Consider the following 18,888-nt stretch of genomic DNA (forward strand, 5'->3'; position numbering starts at 1 on the left):
TCTGTCCCCCCGAAAAAATTTTAACCTGAAAACATAACCATCGAAAAAACTAAAAGTTTCCGGCGACAGAAATATTTCCAGGTTAAAACAATCAGCTCTCAGCCATACTCAGGTGAGTAACGGAGAGTCTGTTATTACTATTTCTTTTGACTTTTTTCAAACAGTTTGTTGAATTCGTCTCTTGAAACTTCTTTCTCTTCCACCTTAACGGCTTCTTTCACAAAGTCCATCACTTTATCGTTGATGGCACCTTCGGCCATGCTTCGTTGCTGATCTTCATTTTTCAGCATATCCATGGCATAGCTTTCGATGTGCTCATCGGGAACATTGTTAAGGCCGTATTGCATAAACTGCAGCTTAGCAGATTTCTTGGCAAAATCAATTACGTCCTGTTGCTCAACCTTCAACTCATTCTCTTTAATTAGCTGATTACGAACAATCTGCCACTTAAGATCCTCGAGGAAACGAGGCATTTCCTGATCGATTTGCTCATCAGTAAAATCCTGCTCTTCTTTATTCTGATTTGTTGCCTTAATCCAACGCTTCAGGAAGTCTTCAGGAAGCTTCATATCCACTTTACCCATCAACTTTTCTTTGGCATCGAGCGTAAATTTATACTCAGATTCCATTTTCAGCGTATTCTCCAGATCTTCTTTCACCTGAGCAGTAAACGCCTCTTCATTGGTTACTTTTCCGGGACCAAAAATCTTATCAAAAAGCTCCTGGTTCAACTCAGGATCAACATATTCGGTAATTTCCTTAACCGTAAACCTGAATTTTCCGGCAAGCTCTGCAGCTTCTTCTTTGGAAATTTTAAGCAAATAAGAAATTTCTGTATCGTTGGGGAACGCCTTCTTTGGTTCGAAAACGATCTCATCACCCACTTTGGCACCAACAATCTTCTTTTTCTCTTTCTCTGTTTTTATAATAGCCGTGGACATCACAGCATCTTCAGCCTTGATACCATCTTCCATGGGTTCTCCCTTCTGATCGAGCTGCACAAAGTCTCCCTTCAGCATACTTTTCTCGCCGGCTTCTTCACGTGGCTCTGTAGTACCAAAGCGACTGGTCACATTTTTCTTCTGACCATCCAGCATATCATCAGTCACCTCAATATTGTAGAAAGGCAGTTTTTCTCGCTTGGTAAGTTTCACCTCCACCTCGGGAGTCAAGCCAAGGTCGAATGAAAACTTAAACTGCTCATCATTATCAAAGTCGATGGTTTGTTGCTTCTCTGAAGGCAACGGTTCACCAAGAATGTCAAGTTTATTCTCTGTAATATAAGAGGAAAGATTTTCAGAAACCAGTTTATTGATTTCATCAACCAAAACGGCCTTACCATACATCTTTTTCACCAGACTGGCAGGAACCTTTCCGGGACGAAATCCGGGCATATTCACTTTCTTTCTGTAATCTTTCAGGACATTTTCTACCCGTGGTTCATAATCGTCCTTCTCAAGGGTGATATGCACAACGGCATTCAAATCATCAATTTGTTCTTTCTCAATGTTCATGTGAAAACAATTTTCAATTTTTAGCCAACATTAAACCAACCACCGTTATCAAAAAGAAAACCTACAGTTGATCGGTTTCGAAAAACTACTAATAAGGCCGTAATGTCAAAAAAACGGGAACACAAAAGCTCTCGGGTCAGACAAAAACGAGTGCAAAGATAATGAAGCATTTACAAGTTGCCAAACCAGAAAACTCCGACCGGACAATTTTTCATTATTTTAACCTGTTTTTCGGGAAACCATACCATTAAAAAAACCGCCTTTTGCGACCAACGGTCACCCAAGGCGGTTATATTTCCTTACTTGTGCGGACGGAGGGACTCGAACCCACACGCCTCTCGGCACTAGATCCTAAATCTAGCGCGGCTACCAATTACGCCACGTCCGCCTGATTTTGCGGTTGCAAAGTACGGTTATTTTATTTCAATTTCCAAGAAAAAAATCATTTTTCTTGCAATCCGGATCAGGAGTTCTTTGCATGATCAAAGTTCCGGCGTTTTAACTCAAAGTCATCGCCAAGATAAACTCTTCTTACATCGGGATCTTCGGCAAGTTCCTCTGCTGAACCAGCTTTAAGAATATCTCCTTCAAACAGCAAATAGGCACGATCAGTGATTGACAACGTTTCGTGAACATTGTGGTCGGTTATCAGTATTCCGATATTTTTATATTTCAGACGTGCAACAATTTCCTGAATGTCCCGCACCGCAATGGGGTCGACACCGGCAAAGGGCTCATCCAGTAAAATAAAACTGGGATTGATGGCAAGGGCCCTTGCGATTTCAGTTCTTCTCCGTTCACCTCCGGACAACTGGATTCCCAGGCTTTTTCGAATGTGTCCAAGTCCAAACTCACTGATTAGCTCTTCCAGACGTTGCTTCTGATACTCTTTGGAGTAACTGGTCATTTCCAGAACTGCCCTGATATTATCTTCCACGCTAAGCTTTCGAAAAACACTGGCTTCCTGGGCCAGGTAGCCAATACCCTTCTGGGCACGGCGATAAACAGGTTCATTGGTAATTTCCTCCTGGTCCAGAAAAATCTTACCATCGTTAGGGGTAATCAACCCCACGATCATATAGAAGGTAGTTGTTTTACCGGCTCCATTAGGCCCCAGCAAACCCACGATTTCTCCCTGATTCACCTCTACCGACACCCCTTTAACCACTGTTCGGTTGCGATACCTCTTAACGAGCGTATCCGTATGTAATTTCATCTTGTGCTCTTCCATAAAATAACTGTTTTAACCCTGACGGGCCAGTTCTTTTTGTTTTTTCTTCTCCACACCCCTTGCAATCATTATGCCTGCTTCATAAAGCAAAATCAATGGCAGACATACCAGTATCTGACTAATCACGTCAGGCGGAGTAATAATCGCTGCCAACGCCAAAGTCACGACAATGGAATGTCTCCGATACTTCTTCAATGTATCGGCAGTTACCAACCCAACCTTGCTCATAAAATAGATAAACATGGGTAGTTCAAACAAAATACCACTGGCCAGAATAATAGAAGAAACGGTACCAATGTACGACCCCAGATTCACAATATTTTCCACCTTCTCGCTTACCTGATAGTTCCCCAAAAAATGAACAGACAAAGGGCTAATCACATAATAAGCAAAAAGAATGCCGATGCTGAAAAGGATAGAGGCAAAGAAAATGGCACCCCTGCTGTGCTGAACTTCCTCTTTATACAGAGCCGGCTTAATAAACCGCCAGAACTCCCAGAAAATCAACGGAAAAGCAACGATAACTCCTGCAAGAAAGGATATCCATAAGTGAGTCGTAAACTGCCCTGTCATATTGATATTCTGCAAAGAAAGTTGCTCCTTATTTATACAAAGCATCGGAAGGTTGAAATCTGCAGCAAGTCCGCAAAGCAATTGGTTGGTGAAAAAATCTGGATTTCCGGGCCCCAGCAAAATAACATCGAAAACAATATTCTTGAAAACAAACGCCAGAATCGCAAAAACAAAGATGTATAAAAAAGATCGCACCAAATGCCATCTGAGCTCTTCAAGATGCTCCAAAAAGGACATTTCTTCCCGGTCAGTTTTTCCCATTTTTATCTGTTCTCTGATCAGTTAAACTTGATTGCGAAGATAAAAACACTTTCTAAATAATTTGTTTTTACTGAGGTTATTTTATACCTTCAATAAGAATTAACTCTGAAAAGGGCAAAGAGAATATACCTAACCTATAAAAAAGTAAAAAAGACTATAAAAATCAGTTGAACCTATCGAATTTCTAAATAATCCATTAAATTTGTTTGCTTTGTGGGTCAAAAAAGGAAAAAGGAGCATTAACAGACTGATTTTGTGTTGAAAAATTATGAATAGTTCGAATTTGTTATGACTAAGCAAGTTGACCTTAGCAGTTATTTAAAACGCCATTTTGGTTTCGACACATTTAAAGGAAACCAGGAAGCGATCATTCAAAACGTTCTGGACGGGAACGACACTTTTGTGCTGATGCCCACAGGGGGTGGTAAATCTTTATGTTACCAGCTTCCGGCACTTATTCTGGACGGAACGGCCATCATCATATCTCCCCTGATTGCCCTGATGAAAAATCAGGTGGACGCCATGCGCAATTTCAGCGAAGATGACGGAATAGCTCATTTTCTGAACTCATCATTGACCAAGTCAGCCATCCAGCAAGTTAAAGATGATGTTATTTCCGGAAAAACACGTCTATTATATGTTGCTCCGGAATCTCTGACCAAAGAGGACAATATCCAGTTTCTGAAGCAGGTAAAAATATCCTTCTACGCAGTGGATGAAGCCCACTGTATTTCGGAGTGGGGACATGATTTTCGCCCGGAATACCGCCGCATACGTCCCATCATCAGCGAAATAGGAGATGCACCGGTAATTGCTCTGACAGCAACTGCAACCCCCAAAGTTCAGCACGACATACAGAAAAACCTGGGTATGTTAAATGCCCACGTTTATAAATCTTCTTTCAACAGAGCAAATCTGTTCTATGAGGTTAGACCAAAAGTCAATGCCACCCGTGAAATCATTAAAATACTGAAAGAAAATACCGGTAAATCAGCCATTATCTATTGTCTGAGCCGGAAAAAGGTGGAAGAACTGGCGGAAACACTGGTGGTAAACGGCATAAAGGCCCTCCCTTACCATGCAGGGATGGATGCAGCCACCCGCTCAGGCAATCAGGATAAATTCCTGATGGAAGAGATTGACGTAATAGTGGCCACCATTGCTTTCGGAATGGGAATTGATAAACCGGATGTACGCATTGTAATTCACTACGACATTCCCAAAAGTCTGGAAGGATATTACCAGGAAACGGGGCGTGCCGGTCGTGATGGAGGAGAAGGCCGTTGCATCGCTTTTTACAGCTACAAGGACATTCAGAAACTGGAAAAATTTATGCAGGGGAAGCCACTGGCAGAGCAGGAGATTGGAAAACAGTTACTGTTGGAGACCGTTGCATACGCTGAATCATCTGTATGCCGCCGCAAAATGCTGCTCCACTATTTTGGAGAGACCTATACCGAGGAGAATTGCAGCACCTGCGACAACTGCGTCCATCCCAAGGAACAATTCGAAGGGAAAGACCACATCGTTAAGCTGTTGAAAGTTGTCAATGAGCTTAAAGAGCGATTTAAAACAGAACACATCATTCAGGTAATGATAGGAAAGGTTACCAGCATTATAAAATCCTACCATCACCACGAGCTGGACATCTTCGGATGTGGCGGTGAAGAAGATGAGAAGTTTTGGCATGCGGTTACCCGCCAGGCACTGGTAGCGGGACTCATTACCAAAGACATTGAAAGCTACGGACTTCTGAAGTTGACCGAGAAAGGGCTTCAGTATATTGAAAAGCCCTACAGCATAATGATTGCCCGCGACCACGATTACGATGAAATGGAAGAAGAAACGCGGTCAGGCGGAGGAACTGCTGCAGTGGATACCGTTTTATTTTCCATGCTAAAAGATTTGCGCAAAAAGATTTCGAAGAAGAAGAACCTTCCTCCCTTTGTGATTTTTCAGGATCCCTCACTGGAGGCCATGTCCACTTATTATCCCGTGACCTTGGACGAGCTCCAGAATATGCCTGGAGTGGGAGCCGGAAAAGCCAGGCGGTTCGGAAAAGATTTTGTGGATCTTATCCAACGACATGTGGATGAAAATGAGATAGAACGCCCCATGGACCTTGTTGTCAAAACCGTGGCCAACAAAAGCAAATCAAAAGTCAGCATTATTCAAAACATCGACCGTCAGGTATCCCTGGAAGACATTGCAAACTCCAGGGGGATTGAACTTATTGAACTTCTTCAGGAAATTGAATCCATTGTATATTCCGGAACCCGTGTAAACATCGATTATTACATCGATCAGGTGATGGATGAGGAACATCGGGATGACATTTTCTATTATTTCAAGGAAGATGCAGAGACAGATGACATTGGGGCTGCCCTTGATGAGCTGGGTGAGGATGAATACTCAGAAGAAGAGGTGCGGATGGTTCGCATCAAATTTATTTCGGAAGTGGGCAATTAACCTGATTTATTCACAAATAATCTATTCCGATGCTCAACTACCTGCGAACTGCACTCGTACTCAATAAAAATGATTTGAAAATAATTCATTATTCATTTTATCTGCGGTTGATTGTATTTCTTGCTATTTGAACATCTCATTACGAATATTCATGAATTAATCAGACTAAAATTTTATCCGAACCTGAAAAGTCAGATCAGTCTTACGGCTGGAAGCCACCTGTTGGTTCCCGGAACCAATTACATCCCGGTCGTTATATTTCCACCGGGCAACCCGGAACCATAGATGCAAATTAGGAATAACCTTGAAATTTCCCATCAGCAAATACCGGCTTCCTCTTCCGGAATAAGCAGGTACCGAAAACATATACAAAACATGGGGTTCATAAGAATACAACCGTGCCTCATAACCTGTTGTTGAAAAAAAAGCCAACCTGCCGGTCAGGGCTATGGTCTGTTTCTCATTGCTCCATTTCAGATCTTGAGCAACCATCTGACCTTCCTGGTTTTCTTCAGTACCATTTACAAAATGCCACTGCATCTGAGAGGTAAACTGCCATCCGGGGTTTATCTTTTTTCTGTATTGAACTTTCAGATGGTTATATTTTTGATGTGCAATGCCATTTGCAGATAACCCCACATCCCGGTTCACAGGTTTTTCCCTGTACCGGTATTTTAACTGAAGTCTGCCATCCCGTCCAAAATCTTTTTCCACATTTCCCAGCCAGTCAAAACCGGAAGAAGGAGCATCAACACGAAACCGAAGCCACCCGAACCGGTAATAATCAAAATAGGAAGCAAACACCAACTGCCATGGCAACTCCCACCGGATTCCACAATAAAACCCGCTCTCTCCCTGAAAACTACAGCTTTCTGCCATTGGCCCAGCCAATGGAGCCTTGTAATACATTGATATCTGTCTGTGACTCAAAGAGAGCGAAAAACCGGGAGCAGCTCCCCACACCAGTCCGTTGTAAAGTGCGATATTCTCCATTTCATTGACCGCGACCTCTCCAAAAACCAACAGATTTTTCCTGCTGATTACATACCCCAGCCAACCGTTGTCTGTCTGCTTCCCTCTAAAATAAAACTTATTATACGGAAGAATGTCAGACTTCAGAGGCCTGTCGAGCCGATATTTTAACCAGCCTGCCTCCAGATTCAACCAACGACCTGACCAGGAAACCTTTCCTCCTGCAATCTGCTCAGTCACATTGTGACGCTGCATGATCTCTGTTGCGGTACGATGAAAACCATCTTCCCGAAGACTTGTGAGATCCCCTGCCTCATCCACACGTCCATCCCGATACTTTGAAGAAAAAAACGGAGTAACCTCAAATGATTTGTACCCCAGCACAGCGTACCCTCCTTCCAAACCAAAGGCCTCTGAGGCGGACAGTGAAGGTCTGAAGTCGGCACGCCTGTTTCGAATACTGGTGGTCAGACTGCTTTTTCGCATCGGCATCCCCGACTGAAGTACCAGCCCCTGACCAACACTGGCTGAATATCTTCCTGCCAGAACTTCTCTCAAAATACCCTTTTCATGTTTGTAATGAACATATCCCGACATTAGGTCAAAGCCCTCTATCCCTCGTCCAAACATGGGCTCCCCGACGTCTTTTTCCAGAATCATTCCGGCTGAGAAGTAGCGATTGGTTTGTAACTGAGTTCTTTCATACAAGCTAAACCTGTCTCCCAGGTACAGCTTATCTCCGGAGTTATTTTCCTCAAATCCTTTTGCCTTCTCCGGTTGGTATCCGGTTCTCATAAAGGAATCGCCCCAAATCCTAAATTTTCCCGGTTCCGTATCCCGAATACCAAAAACTAATAACGGCTCCATCTTCTGAATAACATCCACCGGCAATCCTTCCACAGCCTGAAGTTCATAAATGGTAAGAAAAGGTCCGTTCACATATCTCTTAAAAAGAATATTCTCGACCTGAATATCGGTCAGAAAAAAAATCTGCTCCAATTCTTCACGTCCGGCAATATTAATATTGATGGGATTGCCGGCAAGTCTGATCAGTTGCTCTATAAAAAAAGAGAGATCTTCTTTCTCTGTTTCCTCTGCATAAACCGAAGCCACCTCTTCAGCCCATTCCTGCAGCCCTTCATTAATTTGTGAAAATGCACCCTCCGCATCAATCAAAAACACCATGATACACAAGAGTGCTTTCAAATGCCCCTTAATCACTTTCCACCTCCCCTCTTACCGGGAAGATACCAGACAATTCCTGCAGTGGATGATAACCCCAAACGGTCATGGTGGCTGGCCGCCAATGTAAGCTCAAACCCTTCCCACCAGACCGACACTCCAAGACCTAACCGGATTGGTTTTGCTGATATGGCACTTCGCAACTCAACCAGAGAATGAACACGCGCTGACATTATGACCCCGTAAACCTGACGAGACAAATCGTTTCGATGAGAATATTCTACAGCAACACCAAATACCGGAGATAACTTCACATTACACGCAAAAGCCAGAAACGATGGCAATGGCTGTTCCGAAAAATCATCTTTTAGTGATTGTCCGGCAGGATTTCGACCGTAAACTGCAAACATCGTTTTTTCTGACACATATAAAGAAAGTCCGGCATCAAAAGTAAAAGTGTCTGAATTATCGGCGCCCCGGATAGTGCGAATCAAATAACGAAACCGTACCCCCATTTTTAAATAAGGAGCGATTTCCCGAGCCATTGAAAAAGAAAAATGCTGATGATTGAAAAGTTCATTTCCAAACCGGGAATAATCTATTCCTCCATGAAAAAAAGACATGGGAACCACAACAAAAGCAGCTTGTGAAGACAATGCATCAACGAGAAATGAATTATGATAGCCACATCCCACTGCAATGTGATTGACATTACAAATGCCGGAAGGATTAGCAAACAATGACCAGACAGTAGTGTCGGAAGCACCCGACAAGACGGGAGAATAAGAAACGGGGGACGGGAAATCATATTGCTGGGCTCTGACATAGAAAACGCCAAGGAAGAAAAGCCCTGCCAGGAACAGCTTTCTTTTCATGAATGGTTAGAATTACAGGTTTGTTGGTGATTATCTGCAAGTTAATCATTTCACAAATACAACGCAACCATCCGAAAAAAGAAAAATCAGCCCAAAACCACTCCTGCGAATACAATAACAAAACCTGTGATGTACCCAACATATACCTGCGATGAAGAATGAGCATTCAGACAAAGCCGGGCCATTGCAACAAGTCCTGAAATCAGCACCATCAAAGAGACGAGTAAAAGCAGATCCACCCCGTATTTAATCATCATTGCTGCCAAAACAGCGGTTACCCCTCCTACGGCAATGGCATGCAAACTTATTTTCCAGAAGAAGGATATCCCTGCCGCCAATAGAACAGCGACCAATATGGAAAGCATATAATTCTCAATCAACGGAGAAACATTCAACCGACGCAAAAGAAAATACCCCAGAAAATAAAAAACACCTGTCACCAATACCGGATAGATCCGTTCCCGCGCTGTTTCCATCTTAAAACTTTTGATGACCTTCATTTGAAGAAAAAGCGGAAGCAATGAAACAGGCAGCAGAGACGAAGAAATGAAAACAATCAGATAAACTAACCTTTTTATCTCAAAAGGCATATATGAAAGATGCAGCCCGGCATTAAAAATAAGGAACAACCCAAATGTTGGCATCAACATAGGGTGAAAAACAATGGAGAGAATTTTGCTGAAAAGCTTCATGCACAAGTGTATAAAAAAGTTTGTCCGTCCCTTCGGAGTTTACCACTCTTTCCGCAGCCGTGCCACAGGGATATTGAGTTGTTCACGGTATTTAGCCACTGTCCGCCGTGCAATATTGTATGATTTTTCCTGAAGGATTTTGGCCAGTCTATCGTCAGTCAACGGCTTTCGTTTATCTTCGTTCTCAATACAGTCCTGCAAAATACTTTTTATCTCACGGGTTGAAACCTCCTCCCCCGAATCTGTTTGTAAACCTTCAGAAAAGAAATACTTCAACGGAAAAATTCCAAAATGCGTTTGAATATATTTACTGTTTGAAACACGGGAAACCGTGGAAATGTCCAAATCAGTGCGCTCCGCAATATCCTTAAGAATCATAGGACGCAACCTGGTCTCATCCCCTTCCAAAAAGTAATCGTACTGATAGTCCAGAATCGACTGCATCACGGTCATCAGGGTGTTTTGTCGTTGTTTGATGGCATCGATAAACCATTTGGCAGAATCGAGCTTCTGCTTCACGAACATCAGGGCCTCCTTCTTATCTTTGCTCTGATTCTTTTTATTGGCCTGATAATCTTCAAACATTTCAGCATAAGTATGACTAATGCGCAATTCGGGCACATTACGATTGTTTAAAGAAAGGCGTGGCTGGCCGTCCTCGATATCCAGAATAAAATCCGGAATAATATGCTGAACAGTTTTGGTTACCGGATTGCTGTATGAACTTCCGGGTTTTGGATTGAGATGCAAAATCTCTTCAAGAATCTCCTTCAGCTCCCCCTCTTCGAGGTGCATCCGTTTCTCAATCTTATCGTAATGTTTCCGGGTGAACTCATCAAAATGATGCTTTATCAGATGATGAGCTTTCTCCACCAAAGGATCTTCATTTTCTTTGCGATCGAGCTGCAGCAACAGACATTCCCGAAGATCGCGGGCACCAACCCCGGGAGGGTCAAAATCCTGAACCATCTTCAGAACTTCCAAAGCTTCTTTTTCATCAACTTCCACATTCTGTGCGAAGGCTAAATCATCGATAACCTCATCAACCTCACGACGCAGATAACCGTCTTCATCAATGTTACCGATAATGTATTCGGCAATCAGGGACTGACGCTCGTCCATGATGCGCAGCCCCATCTGACTTACCAGATGCTCATGAAAAGTCGTTCCTGATGAAAAGGGAACGTCTTCCTGCTTATCGTCTTTGGAAAAATTTCTGGAACTTAATTTATAGGCCGGAATATCTTCATTCTGAATATAGGCATCGATGGACATCTCATCTTTCTCATTGTCCGTTTCAGTGCTGGTATCTTCTTCATCAGGATCACGGGAATCACGCTCAAGTTCGAGCACAGGGTTCTCCTCCAACTCCTCTTTAATCCGCTGTTCCAGCTGAGTCGTCGGAATTTCTAAAAGCTTAATCACCTGAATCTGCAGTGGTGAAAGCTTTTGCAGCAATTTTTGTTGTAAACTCTGTTTTAACATTCCCTGAATCTGTTTAAAAAGACGAAGCTACTCATGACAAATATCGGGCCCGTCTTTCACAAAATTACAGTAAATTCGGGAAATCAGGAAACATTAAGAGGTTGTAATGAAATAAATTGACAGATTTAACGAAGTTATTTTGTTCTTTACCGACTTGAAAATAATGCGAATAGCCAGCTATTTAATGGATTTTCAAGGAAGTGAAAGGGCAAAAAGACAAGTTTAACGCGAAAAGTTTTTTCGGCACAATCCCTAACCTGCATTATTCACAAATTATCTATTCCGATGTCCAACTATCGGCAAAATACCAGCGGCCTCGCCAAATTTGATTTAAAAATAGTTCCCTATTTACTGCACCAAACTTGCCGGGGTTGTTTGTATTTCTTGATATTTGAACATCTCATAACGAAAACTTATGAACAAAGCAGACTAAGTGTTATTTTATGCCTTTAAAGAGCGTCGGATCATCTCTTCAAATGCCTGATCCAACTTCGTCACAGCTTTAGTTCCACGTCTGGTGTAGCCGGGAACCGAATAGTAATAAACATCCATTTTGCCGTGGATTTCATCAAATTTCAGAAATGCACAGGCCAGGGCATTCCGGAAAGAAAACTTTGTTCTCAATTTCAATGAATGTTCCCCCTCGCGGGTCATTACATTTTGCTCTTCGATTAGTTTCAGGAAGTACCCATAATCAAAACGATCAGTATCAACCCCGAACACTCTGTGACGCACATCTTTAAATTCGGGTGGTGTCAGGGCTGCTGAATCAGGATATTTTAATCTTCGTAAATGAAATAAAGGAAACACAAAACCCACAACTGCTATGACAATAAGTACATTATAGATGGAATCAGTTGCTTCCTCCCAACCATATGAAATCCACAATAACACCATGAAAAAAGTTAAACCAAAAAGCAATCCGGCAAAAGCAGACAATAAATAAGTTCTGTAAGTTCGCATAAAATCAGGTTAGAATGGTAAATAATCAAGAGTAAGGTAAAAGAATCAGTTTACTTTTCAAATAATCTTTCAATCTTTGCGGTTACAAAATCTGTTTAAACATCGTATTATCGCAGAATTCCTTGCCCATACTTCCGATTCTGAAAGACAAAAAGGTTTATTAAAAGACAGAAAGTCTTTGAGCAGTCGCCCAGGGAATTTATATTCTTCCCTTTATCCTCCTTTTGGGGTTGCGAAGCGACCAAAAAAGGCGGGGGAATAGATATTACAAATTCGCTGAGTAGTTGTCCCAGTCTATTGCTTTCAGGCCAACAGCCTGTTTACGCACTACCTGTTCTATGGCAAGGCAGGGTAAATACCCAACAGAGTATTAAAGTCAACAAACGAAATTGATTATATAAGAAACATGGATTTAGAAAAATTCAGGGAAGAGTCGCAAAACCGCTCCAAAGGAAACAAAGCTTTTCTAGAGAAACTCCGGCGTCGGAAACCCAAAAATCTGGATAATATTGTTCATCAACTGCACCACAACGCCTTCAATCACATCGACTGTCTCGAATGCGCTAATTGTTGCAAAACCACCAGCCCCATTGTCATCGACCGCGACATCGACCGCATCGCAAAGCATCTGAAGATGAAACCTTCCCGGATGATAGAGCAATACCTGCAACTGGATGAAGAGGGAGATTATGTCTTTCGCGAAACGCCCTGCCCTTTTCTGATGCCTGATAATTACTGCATGATTTATGAGGTGAGGCCACGTGCCTGTCGTGAATACCCGCACACCGACCGGGCACGTTTCCATCAAATATTGAAACTAACCTGGCGAAATACGCTGGTATGCCCCGCAGTTCTGGAGATTGTGGAAGAACTTAAGAAAGATTATTAACAACTTTGTAATGCAATAATTGAACCCGAATGATACTCTCAGGCCAACAAGCCCCGAGAATCAGGAACCCATTGATGGCCGGCAAAAAGATACAGATTGCTCCGAATCGGCCACAATAACGAAATCTGGCCGTTTTCGAAGACAAAAGTGATAAGAAATAAAGATTATTCCATTCTGGAAAATTGCATTAACAGAAAATTTTCAAACCGAGCTCTTTCTTTGCTCCTTTTCATGGTTTTATACTAATTTTGCTGACAATAAACCAATTGTTAATGCCGTTTGTTTTTTAGATCATACCATACAGGTCAGCCAATGGGACAAAAAATAATTTCCTTTGTAGTAACACTTTTACTGTTATCGTTCTCCACAGCAGCCCAGCAAGGAGGGGAATCAACATTCGGTATTTTACATCTGACCCCCTCGGCACGAATGACTGCTCTGGGTGGACATCAGGTAGCACTCACGGACAATGACCCTTCTCTGGCTTTATTCAATCCTGCTCTTGCCGATTCCTCTCTCCACAAAAATGTTTCACTCGGTTACTCCCCCTATATTGCCGACATCAACTACGGCTACGGTAGTTTTGCCTACAATCTGCCGGGCACAGGAACTTTCTTTGCCGGTATAAACCACCTGGGCTATGGTGATATGATTATGGCCGACGAGAATGGTGAGATACAGGGAAATTTCAGTGCTTCAGAGACCGTTGTTTTCCTGGGCTATTCCAAAAAATTATCCCCCCGGTTTACTGGAGGTCTGACTTTCAAGCCTGTTTTCAGCACCATTGAGACCTATAATTCATGGGGGATTGCTTTCGATGCAGGCGTTACTTACCACCATGCCAATGGCCGGTTTCATGCCGGAGCCCTGCTAAGAAACGGAGGTCGCCAAATCAGCCGCTACGGAGAAACATCAGCCGCTTCGCTGCCACCCGACCTGCAAATAGGATTTTCCACTCAGTTGGCACACGCCCCGTTCCGATTTTCGGTTACAGCACGTGACTTACTTTCCGGATCACTGGATTATGAAATTCCCGAAAATGATTACGGAATAAGTGTTCCCCAACCCGAGAGTGCCAATGCAGGTTTTGGAGATCAATTGTTGCGACATCTTATTTTTGGCGTAGAGTTTCTCCCCTCAAAGAATTTTTATGTGGCCGCCGGCCTGAATCCCCGTCGACGTCAGGAACTCAGAGTCGATTCTAAAGTATCGACAGTGGGGTATTCATGGGGCTTTGGATTCCGGGTTTACAAATTTCATTTCGCCTACAGCTCGGCCCGCTACCATTTAGCTTCGTCCTCTAATCATTTCTCGATAACCACCAATATTTCGGAGTTTTGAGTTCTGGGGTTGGGGTTCTGAGTTTGGCGTTCCGGGTTTGGAGATTTTGAGGCAGAATCTAAATTTCTTCTCATTATCACTATCTTTGTAAGGCATTCCTAAAAAAAGATTATGACAAAAAATATTCACTCCCTGATTATTGCGATTGACGGGCACTCATCGTGTGGTAAAAGCACAGTAGCCAAAGACCTGGCGCAGCTTCTAAAGATTGCTTACATCGACACAGGAGCAATGTACAGGGCTGTTACACTATACGCACTTCGCAACCATCTAATTGCAAACGGGAAAATCGAAGAGGAAGGGCTCAGATCATCTCTGGAGGACATTGACATCCGGTTTCGCACCAATCTTAGCAAAGGGACCAATGACACCTGGCTAAACGGTGAAAATGTGGAAGAAGAAATCAGAGACCTGAAAGTAAGCAACAATGTAAGCCCGATAAGTGCCCTTGGTTTTGTCAGAAAAAGACTGGTGGAACTTCAGCAACTGATGGGCAAAAAAGGGGGAGTGGTCCTGGACGGCAGAGACATCGGTACGGTGGTTTTCCCCAAAGCAGACCTTAAAATATTCATGACCGCAGCACCTGAAATAAGAGCTCGACGGCGTTTCGATGAAATGAAAGCCAAAGGACAAAATCCTGCATTCGAAGAGGTTCTCAAAAACGTTAAAGACCGGGACTTAATGGACAGCACCCGAAAGGAAAGTCCACTAAAGCAGGCCGAAGATGCGGTGGTACTGGACAACAGCCACCTGTCCCCTAAGGAACAGCTGGATTGGATTCTTGACAAGTTGACCGAAATGGGAGTAAGTATTTCTAACGAGTAGTTTCAAAACTCTATCAGACCAATAAAGTATAACAATGGATTCTTCTGTAAACAACAAACAGTCCCTATATGTGGAGATAGACGATAAGTCGGGGTTTTGCTTTGGCGTAGTACGTGCCATAAGTAAAGCAGAAGAAGAAATTGGCAACAACGGAACCATTTACTCCCTGGGCGACATCGTTCACAACGATCTGGAGGTGGAACGGCTCAACAACAAAGGAATGCAAACCATCGACCACCGTGACCTGGAGAACATGAAAGAAGGAACTGTCTTTTTCAGGGCACACGGCGAACCGCCCGAATCATATCAGAAAATCAAAGAAAAAGGATTGAAGCTTATAGATGCCACATGCCCTGTAGTCCTAAAGCTGCAACAAAGGGTGCGAGTCGCCTATGAAGAAATGAAAGATAAAAAAGGGCAAATTGCCATATACGGAAAGATTGGTCACGCAGAAGTAAAAGGCTTGTCCGGTCAAACCAACCATGAAGCTATAATACTTGAGAAGGAAGAAGATGTCAGACTGATTGATCCGGGCAGGCCGGTTGTTCTATTTTCACAAACCACTAAAAGTCCGGAAGTTTTTAAAAATATTGCCGCAGCTCTTCGCAGAAGAGCCATCAACAATGTTGAAGTCCAAATAAATGACACCATTTGCCGTCAGGTATCCAACCGGGCACCTCATCTTCAAAGGTTTGCCCGGAAACATGACGTGGTCATCTTTGTGGGAGGTGCCAAAAGCAGCAATGCACAGTCCCTCTACAAGTCCTGTCTGGATGTCAACCCGCAGACCCACTTTATCAGCAGCCCTGAGGATCTTCAGTCCCTTTGGTTTGCCTCCAGACCCCAAAGCACAGGTGTTTGCGGTGCAACCTCCACTCCCGCCTGGTTGATGAAAATTGTCGCAGAAAAGATCAGGACATTTTAACCGGCAATTTAGAGCTTCTTCAAGAGCGACTGTTCTTTTAAGACCTGTATCAGTAAAATATCAAAAGCCCGTTTATTCTACCTCCCTCCAAACATCAATGACTGGTTCTCTGATAAAACAAAACCTTTTTGTTATATTTGAGAGAATCAAACATTGAAAACAGAGAGTTTATGACCTCCATAAAAAGCATTGCTGTACTGACATCGGGTGGAGATGCTCCCGGAATGAATGCAGCCATTCGGGCTGTAGTGCGTGCCAGTATCTATAACAATTTAAAAATTTACGGAATCAAACGTGGCTATCAGGGCATGATTGATGATGATATGGAAGAGTTACAATCCAACTCAGTCAGCAACATCATACAATCGGGGGGGACTTTCCTAAAATCGGCCCGTAGCATGGATTTCAGAACAGAGGAGGGAAGAAAAAAAGCCATTACAAACCTGAAAAAACGAGGAATCGATGCCCTTGTAGTGATAGGTGGAGATGGCACCTTTAACGGGGCCCGGATTTTTGGTGAGGAATACGATTTTCCGATAGTGGGAATTCCCGGAACCATTGACAACGACTTGTACGGAACCGATTATACCATTGGATACGATACTGCTCTGAACACCGTAGTCGAGGCAGTTGACAAAATCAGAGATACAGCCACGGCCCACAGCCGTTTATTTTTCATCGAAGTTATGGGGCGCGACGCAGGGTTTCTGGCACTTCGCAGCGGAATTGCCTCGGGTGCTGAAGCCATATTGGTTCCTGAAGTAAAAACAGATTTTGATCAACTGGAACATTTTCTGCAAACGGGATTTAGCAAAAAGAAAACAAGCAGCATTGTGCTGGTATCTGAAGGTGACGAAATAGGTGGTGCTCTGAAAATTGCCGAACAGGTAGGAAAGGATCATCCCGAATACGATGTGCGGGTAACAATTCTGGGCCATATTCAGCGGGGCGGTTCCCCATCGGCCTTCGACAGGGTTATTGCGAGCCGAATGGGTATTTCTGCGGTGGAAGCTATACGTAACAATCATAAAGATGTAATGGTGGGAATGACCAACAACCAGATTGTATTTACTCCCTTTTCAGAAGCTCTGAAAAACAAAAAACCATTAAACCCCCAACTGCTGGAAATTACAAAAATTCTATCCATATAGTCAGAACAAAGGTCACTCTTAGTGCGTTCGTAAAATATTGTATTTCCCTGAATTCTGTAAAAACAAAACAGAGCCAGATACTGTTGATGATGTATGAACTATCTTGCACATTTATACTTGTCGAATAATGATCCTTTGGTAATGGTTGGCAATTTTATCGGTGACCACGTCAAAGGGAGAAGATTTTTGCGTTACCCCGACAGCGTACAAACAGGTATTCTTTTGCACAGACATATTGATACTTTCACCGATGCACATCCTGTGTTTAGGGAAAGTTCCGGATATTTCAGAGATGGATATCGCCGTTATGCCGGGGTGGTAGGAGATATTATTTATGATCATCTGCTGGCAGCTAAATGGAACAATTATTCCGATGAATCTCTGAAAAGCTTTGTCAACAAATCCCACAGAATTCTGATGCGGCACTATTTCACCTTACCCCCAAGAGTCAAGCAGTTCTTACCATTTCTGATAAAAAGTCGTCGTTTGGAAAACTATCAGACATTTGAAGGGGTGGAGCGAACCCTCCGCATTATGTCTGCCAACTCATCACTTCCCGACCATACCGACTTTGCTTTAGAGCAGCTGGAAAAACATTATATAACTCTAACCGGGCAATTCAACCGGTTTATGACAGATATAATTGCCTCATCCAAAGTATTTTTAGAAAATACTGAGAGGCCCCAAAGCTTTGAGCATACGGAAGTTTCCTGACAAATCTTTTCGCAGTTCGGTTTCACGAAATCCGTTATCAGCCAGCAACTCCATTGTTTCCCGGCCCATGTCACGATTGATTTCAAAGAATAAAAGACCATCAGGAAGCAAACTTTCGGTAGCCAACCGGGTAATGTGTCTGTAAAAGACCAGCGGATCATGATCTTCCACAAAAAGAGCCAGCTGAGGCTCATGGTTCAGCACGTTTTCCTTCATCATGTCCTTTTCCAATTCCCGAACATAAGGGGGATTGCTAACAATAATATCATATTGCTCCATTTCATCAGGAGTAATCTTTAATACATCTTTCTGCACAAAAGAAACAACAGCCTTGTTTTTTCGGGCATTATTTTCCGCAACCATCAAAGCATCGGATGAAACATCCCAGGCCGTGACAGTGGCACCGGGCAAATGCCTGGCCAAAGATACAGCTATGCACCCGCTGCCTGTGCCAATATCCAGAATTCGTAATGACTTGTCCGCCGTTACACTTTCCAGAATCCACTCCACCAGTTCCTCCGTTTCGGGGCGGGGTATCAGAACTGACGGATTCACGTCAAAGGAAAGTCCAAAAAACTCGGTTTCGCCAATAATATATTGGATAGGTTCATGGTTTTTTAATCTTTCCAGTACATTTTGAACAAATAAATGGTCGGAATCGGTTAATTTTGTATCCTCACGAAGCAACATATCGGTTTTTGTCCAGCCGTGAAGGTGGTCAAAAATGAGCCAGACAAACTGAAAGGCTTCATGCACATTGTAAAATTGCGAAAGTTCTTCTCTGAATTGACGGATAATCTCTTTTACTGTTAATTGCATGATGGCT

The 18,888-nt window shown here is 43.0% G+C and carries 16 protein-coding genes and 1 tRNA gene; 7 read left to right on the top strand and 10 right to left on the bottom strand.

All coding sequences use genetic code 11. The annotated features are described in order from the left end of the window. Positions 1–137: 137 nt before the first annotated feature. From tig to tatC, 4 genes are all read right to left on the bottom strand, one after another. Positions 138–1,514 (bottom strand): trigger factor, encoded by a 1,377-nt coding sequence (gene tig, locus W7W_RS0101040; RefSeq protein ID WP_010662021.1) that lies wholly within the window; start codon positions 1,512–1,514, stop codon positions 138–140. Between the two features lie 306 nt (positions 1,515–1,820). Further along, a tRNA-Leu gene (locus W7W_RS0101045) sits at positions 1,821–1,902 on the bottom strand. A gap of 75 nt (positions 1,903–1,977) precedes the next feature. Beyond that, positions 1,978–2,745 (bottom strand): LPS export ABC transporter ATP-binding protein, encoded by a 768-nt coding sequence (lptB, locus tag W7W_RS0101050; protein WP_010662022.1) that lies wholly within the window; start codon positions 2,743–2,745, stop codon positions 1,978–1,980. Between the two features lie 12 nt (positions 2,746–2,757). Then, entirely contained in the window at positions 2,758–3,579 is an 822-nt protein-coding gene (tatC, locus tag W7W_RS0101055) for a twin-arginine translocase subunit TatC (RefSeq protein WP_010662023.1), read from the bottom strand. A gap of 288 nt (positions 3,580–3,867) precedes the next feature. Here tatC and recQ point away from each other — a divergent pair, with 288 nt between their 5' ends. Then, the gene (recQ, locus tag W7W_RS0101060; RefSeq protein WP_010662024.1) at positions 3,868–6,048 is read left to right on the top strand and encodes a DNA helicase RecQ; all 2,181 of its coding nucleotides are present in this window, start codon (positions 3,868–3,870) and stop codon (positions 6,046–6,048) included. Positions 6,049–6,213: 165 nt separating this feature from the next. Here recQ and W7W_RS0101070 read toward each other — a convergent pair whose 3' ends face one another. The 5 genes from W7W_RS0101070 to W7W_RS0101090 all read right to left on the bottom strand — a co-directional run bounded on the left by W7W_RS0101070 (position 6,214) and on the right by W7W_RS0101090 (position 12,217). After that, positions 6,214–8,205: a ComEA family DNA-binding protein gene (locus W7W_RS0101070; protein ID WP_010662025.1), complete on the bottom strand. Its 1,992-nt coding sequence runs from the start codon at positions 8,203–8,205 to the stop codon at positions 6,214–6,216. A gap of 32 nt (positions 8,206–8,237) precedes the next feature. After that, positions 8,238–9,077 carry a hypothetical protein gene (locus tag W7W_RS0101075; RefSeq protein WP_010662026.1) on the bottom strand — a complete coding sequence of 280 codons (840 nt, stop codon included), beginning with the start codon at positions 9,075–9,077 and terminating at the stop codon, positions 8,238–8,240. An 86-nt stretch (positions 9,078–9,163) separates the two neighbouring features. Continuing rightward, positions 9,164–9,769: a hypothetical protein gene (locus W7W_RS0101080; RefSeq protein ID WP_010662027.1), complete on the bottom strand. Its 606-nt coding sequence runs from the start codon at positions 9,767–9,769 to the stop codon at positions 9,164–9,166. Between the two features lie 39 nt (positions 9,770–9,808). Continuing rightward, complete coding sequence (gene rpoN / locus W7W_RS0101085; protein WP_010662028.1) at positions 9,809–11,254, bottom strand: RNA polymerase factor sigma-54; 1,446 nt, start codon at positions 11,252–11,254, stop codon at positions 9,809–9,811. A gap of 441 nt (positions 11,255–11,695) precedes the next feature. Then, entirely contained in the window at positions 11,696–12,217 is a 522-nt protein-coding gene (locus W7W_RS0101090; protein WP_010662029.1) for a hypothetical protein, read from the bottom strand. 406 nt (positions 12,218–12,623) lie between these two features. Here W7W_RS0101090 and W7W_RS0101095 point away from each other — a divergent pair, with 406 nt between their 5' ends. The 6 genes from W7W_RS0101095 (at position 12,624) to W7W_RS0101120 (ending at position 18,062) form a co-directional block, all read left to right on the top strand. Further along, on the top strand, positions 12,624–13,106 hold the full coding sequence (locus W7W_RS0101095) for a YkgJ family cysteine cluster protein (protein WP_010662030.1): 483 nt from the start codon (positions 12,624–12,626) through the stop codon (positions 13,104–13,106). A gap of 312 nt (positions 13,107–13,418) precedes the next feature. Next, positions 13,419–14,447 carry a type IX secretion system protein PorQ gene (gene porQ / locus W7W_RS0101100; protein ID WP_010662031.1) on the top strand — a complete coding sequence of 343 codons (1,029 nt, stop codon included), beginning with the start codon at positions 13,419–13,421 and terminating at the stop codon, positions 14,445–14,447. 111 nt (positions 14,448–14,558) lie between these two features. Beyond that, positions 14,559–15,272, top strand: a complete 714-nt coding sequence (gene cmk, locus W7W_RS0101105; RefSeq protein ID WP_010662032.1) for a (d)CMP kinase — start codon at positions 14,559–14,561, stop codon at positions 15,270–15,272. 34 nt (positions 15,273–15,306) lie between these two features. Further along, positions 15,307–16,197 carry a 4-hydroxy-3-methylbut-2-enyl diphosphate reductase gene (locus W7W_RS0101110; RefSeq protein WP_010662033.1) on the top strand — a complete coding sequence of 297 codons (891 nt, stop codon included), beginning with the start codon at positions 15,307–15,309 and terminating at the stop codon, positions 16,195–16,197. 170 nt (positions 16,198–16,367) lie between these two features. Then, positions 16,368–17,348, top strand: a complete 981-nt coding sequence (gene pfkA, locus W7W_RS0101115; protein WP_010662034.1) for a 6-phosphofructokinase — start codon at positions 16,368–16,370, stop codon at positions 17,346–17,348. Positions 17,349–17,441: 93 nt separating this feature from the next. Beyond that, the gene (locus W7W_RS0101120) at positions 17,442–18,062 is read left to right on the top strand and encodes an acyl carrier protein phosphodiesterase (protein WP_010662035.1); all 621 of its coding nucleotides are present in this window, start codon (positions 17,442–17,444) and stop codon (positions 18,060–18,062) included. On the opposite strand, the gene prmC is transcribed toward W7W_RS0101120, so the two are convergent. After that, the gene (prmC, locus tag W7W_RS0101125; protein WP_010662036.1) at positions 18,012–18,881 is read right to left on the bottom strand and encodes a peptide chain release factor N(5)-glutamine methyltransferase; all 870 of its coding nucleotides are present in this window, start codon (positions 18,879–18,881) and stop codon (positions 18,012–18,014) included. The genes W7W_RS0101120 and prmC overlap by 51 nt on opposite strands. Between the last annotated feature and the right edge of the window lie 7 nt (positions 18,882–18,888).

Origin of the sequence: Marinilabilia salmonicolor JCM 21150, assembly GCF_000259075.1 — a bacterium.
Lineage (GTDB): Bacteria > Bacteroidota > Bacteroidia > Bacteroidales > Marinilabiliaceae > Marinilabilia > Marinilabilia salmonicolor.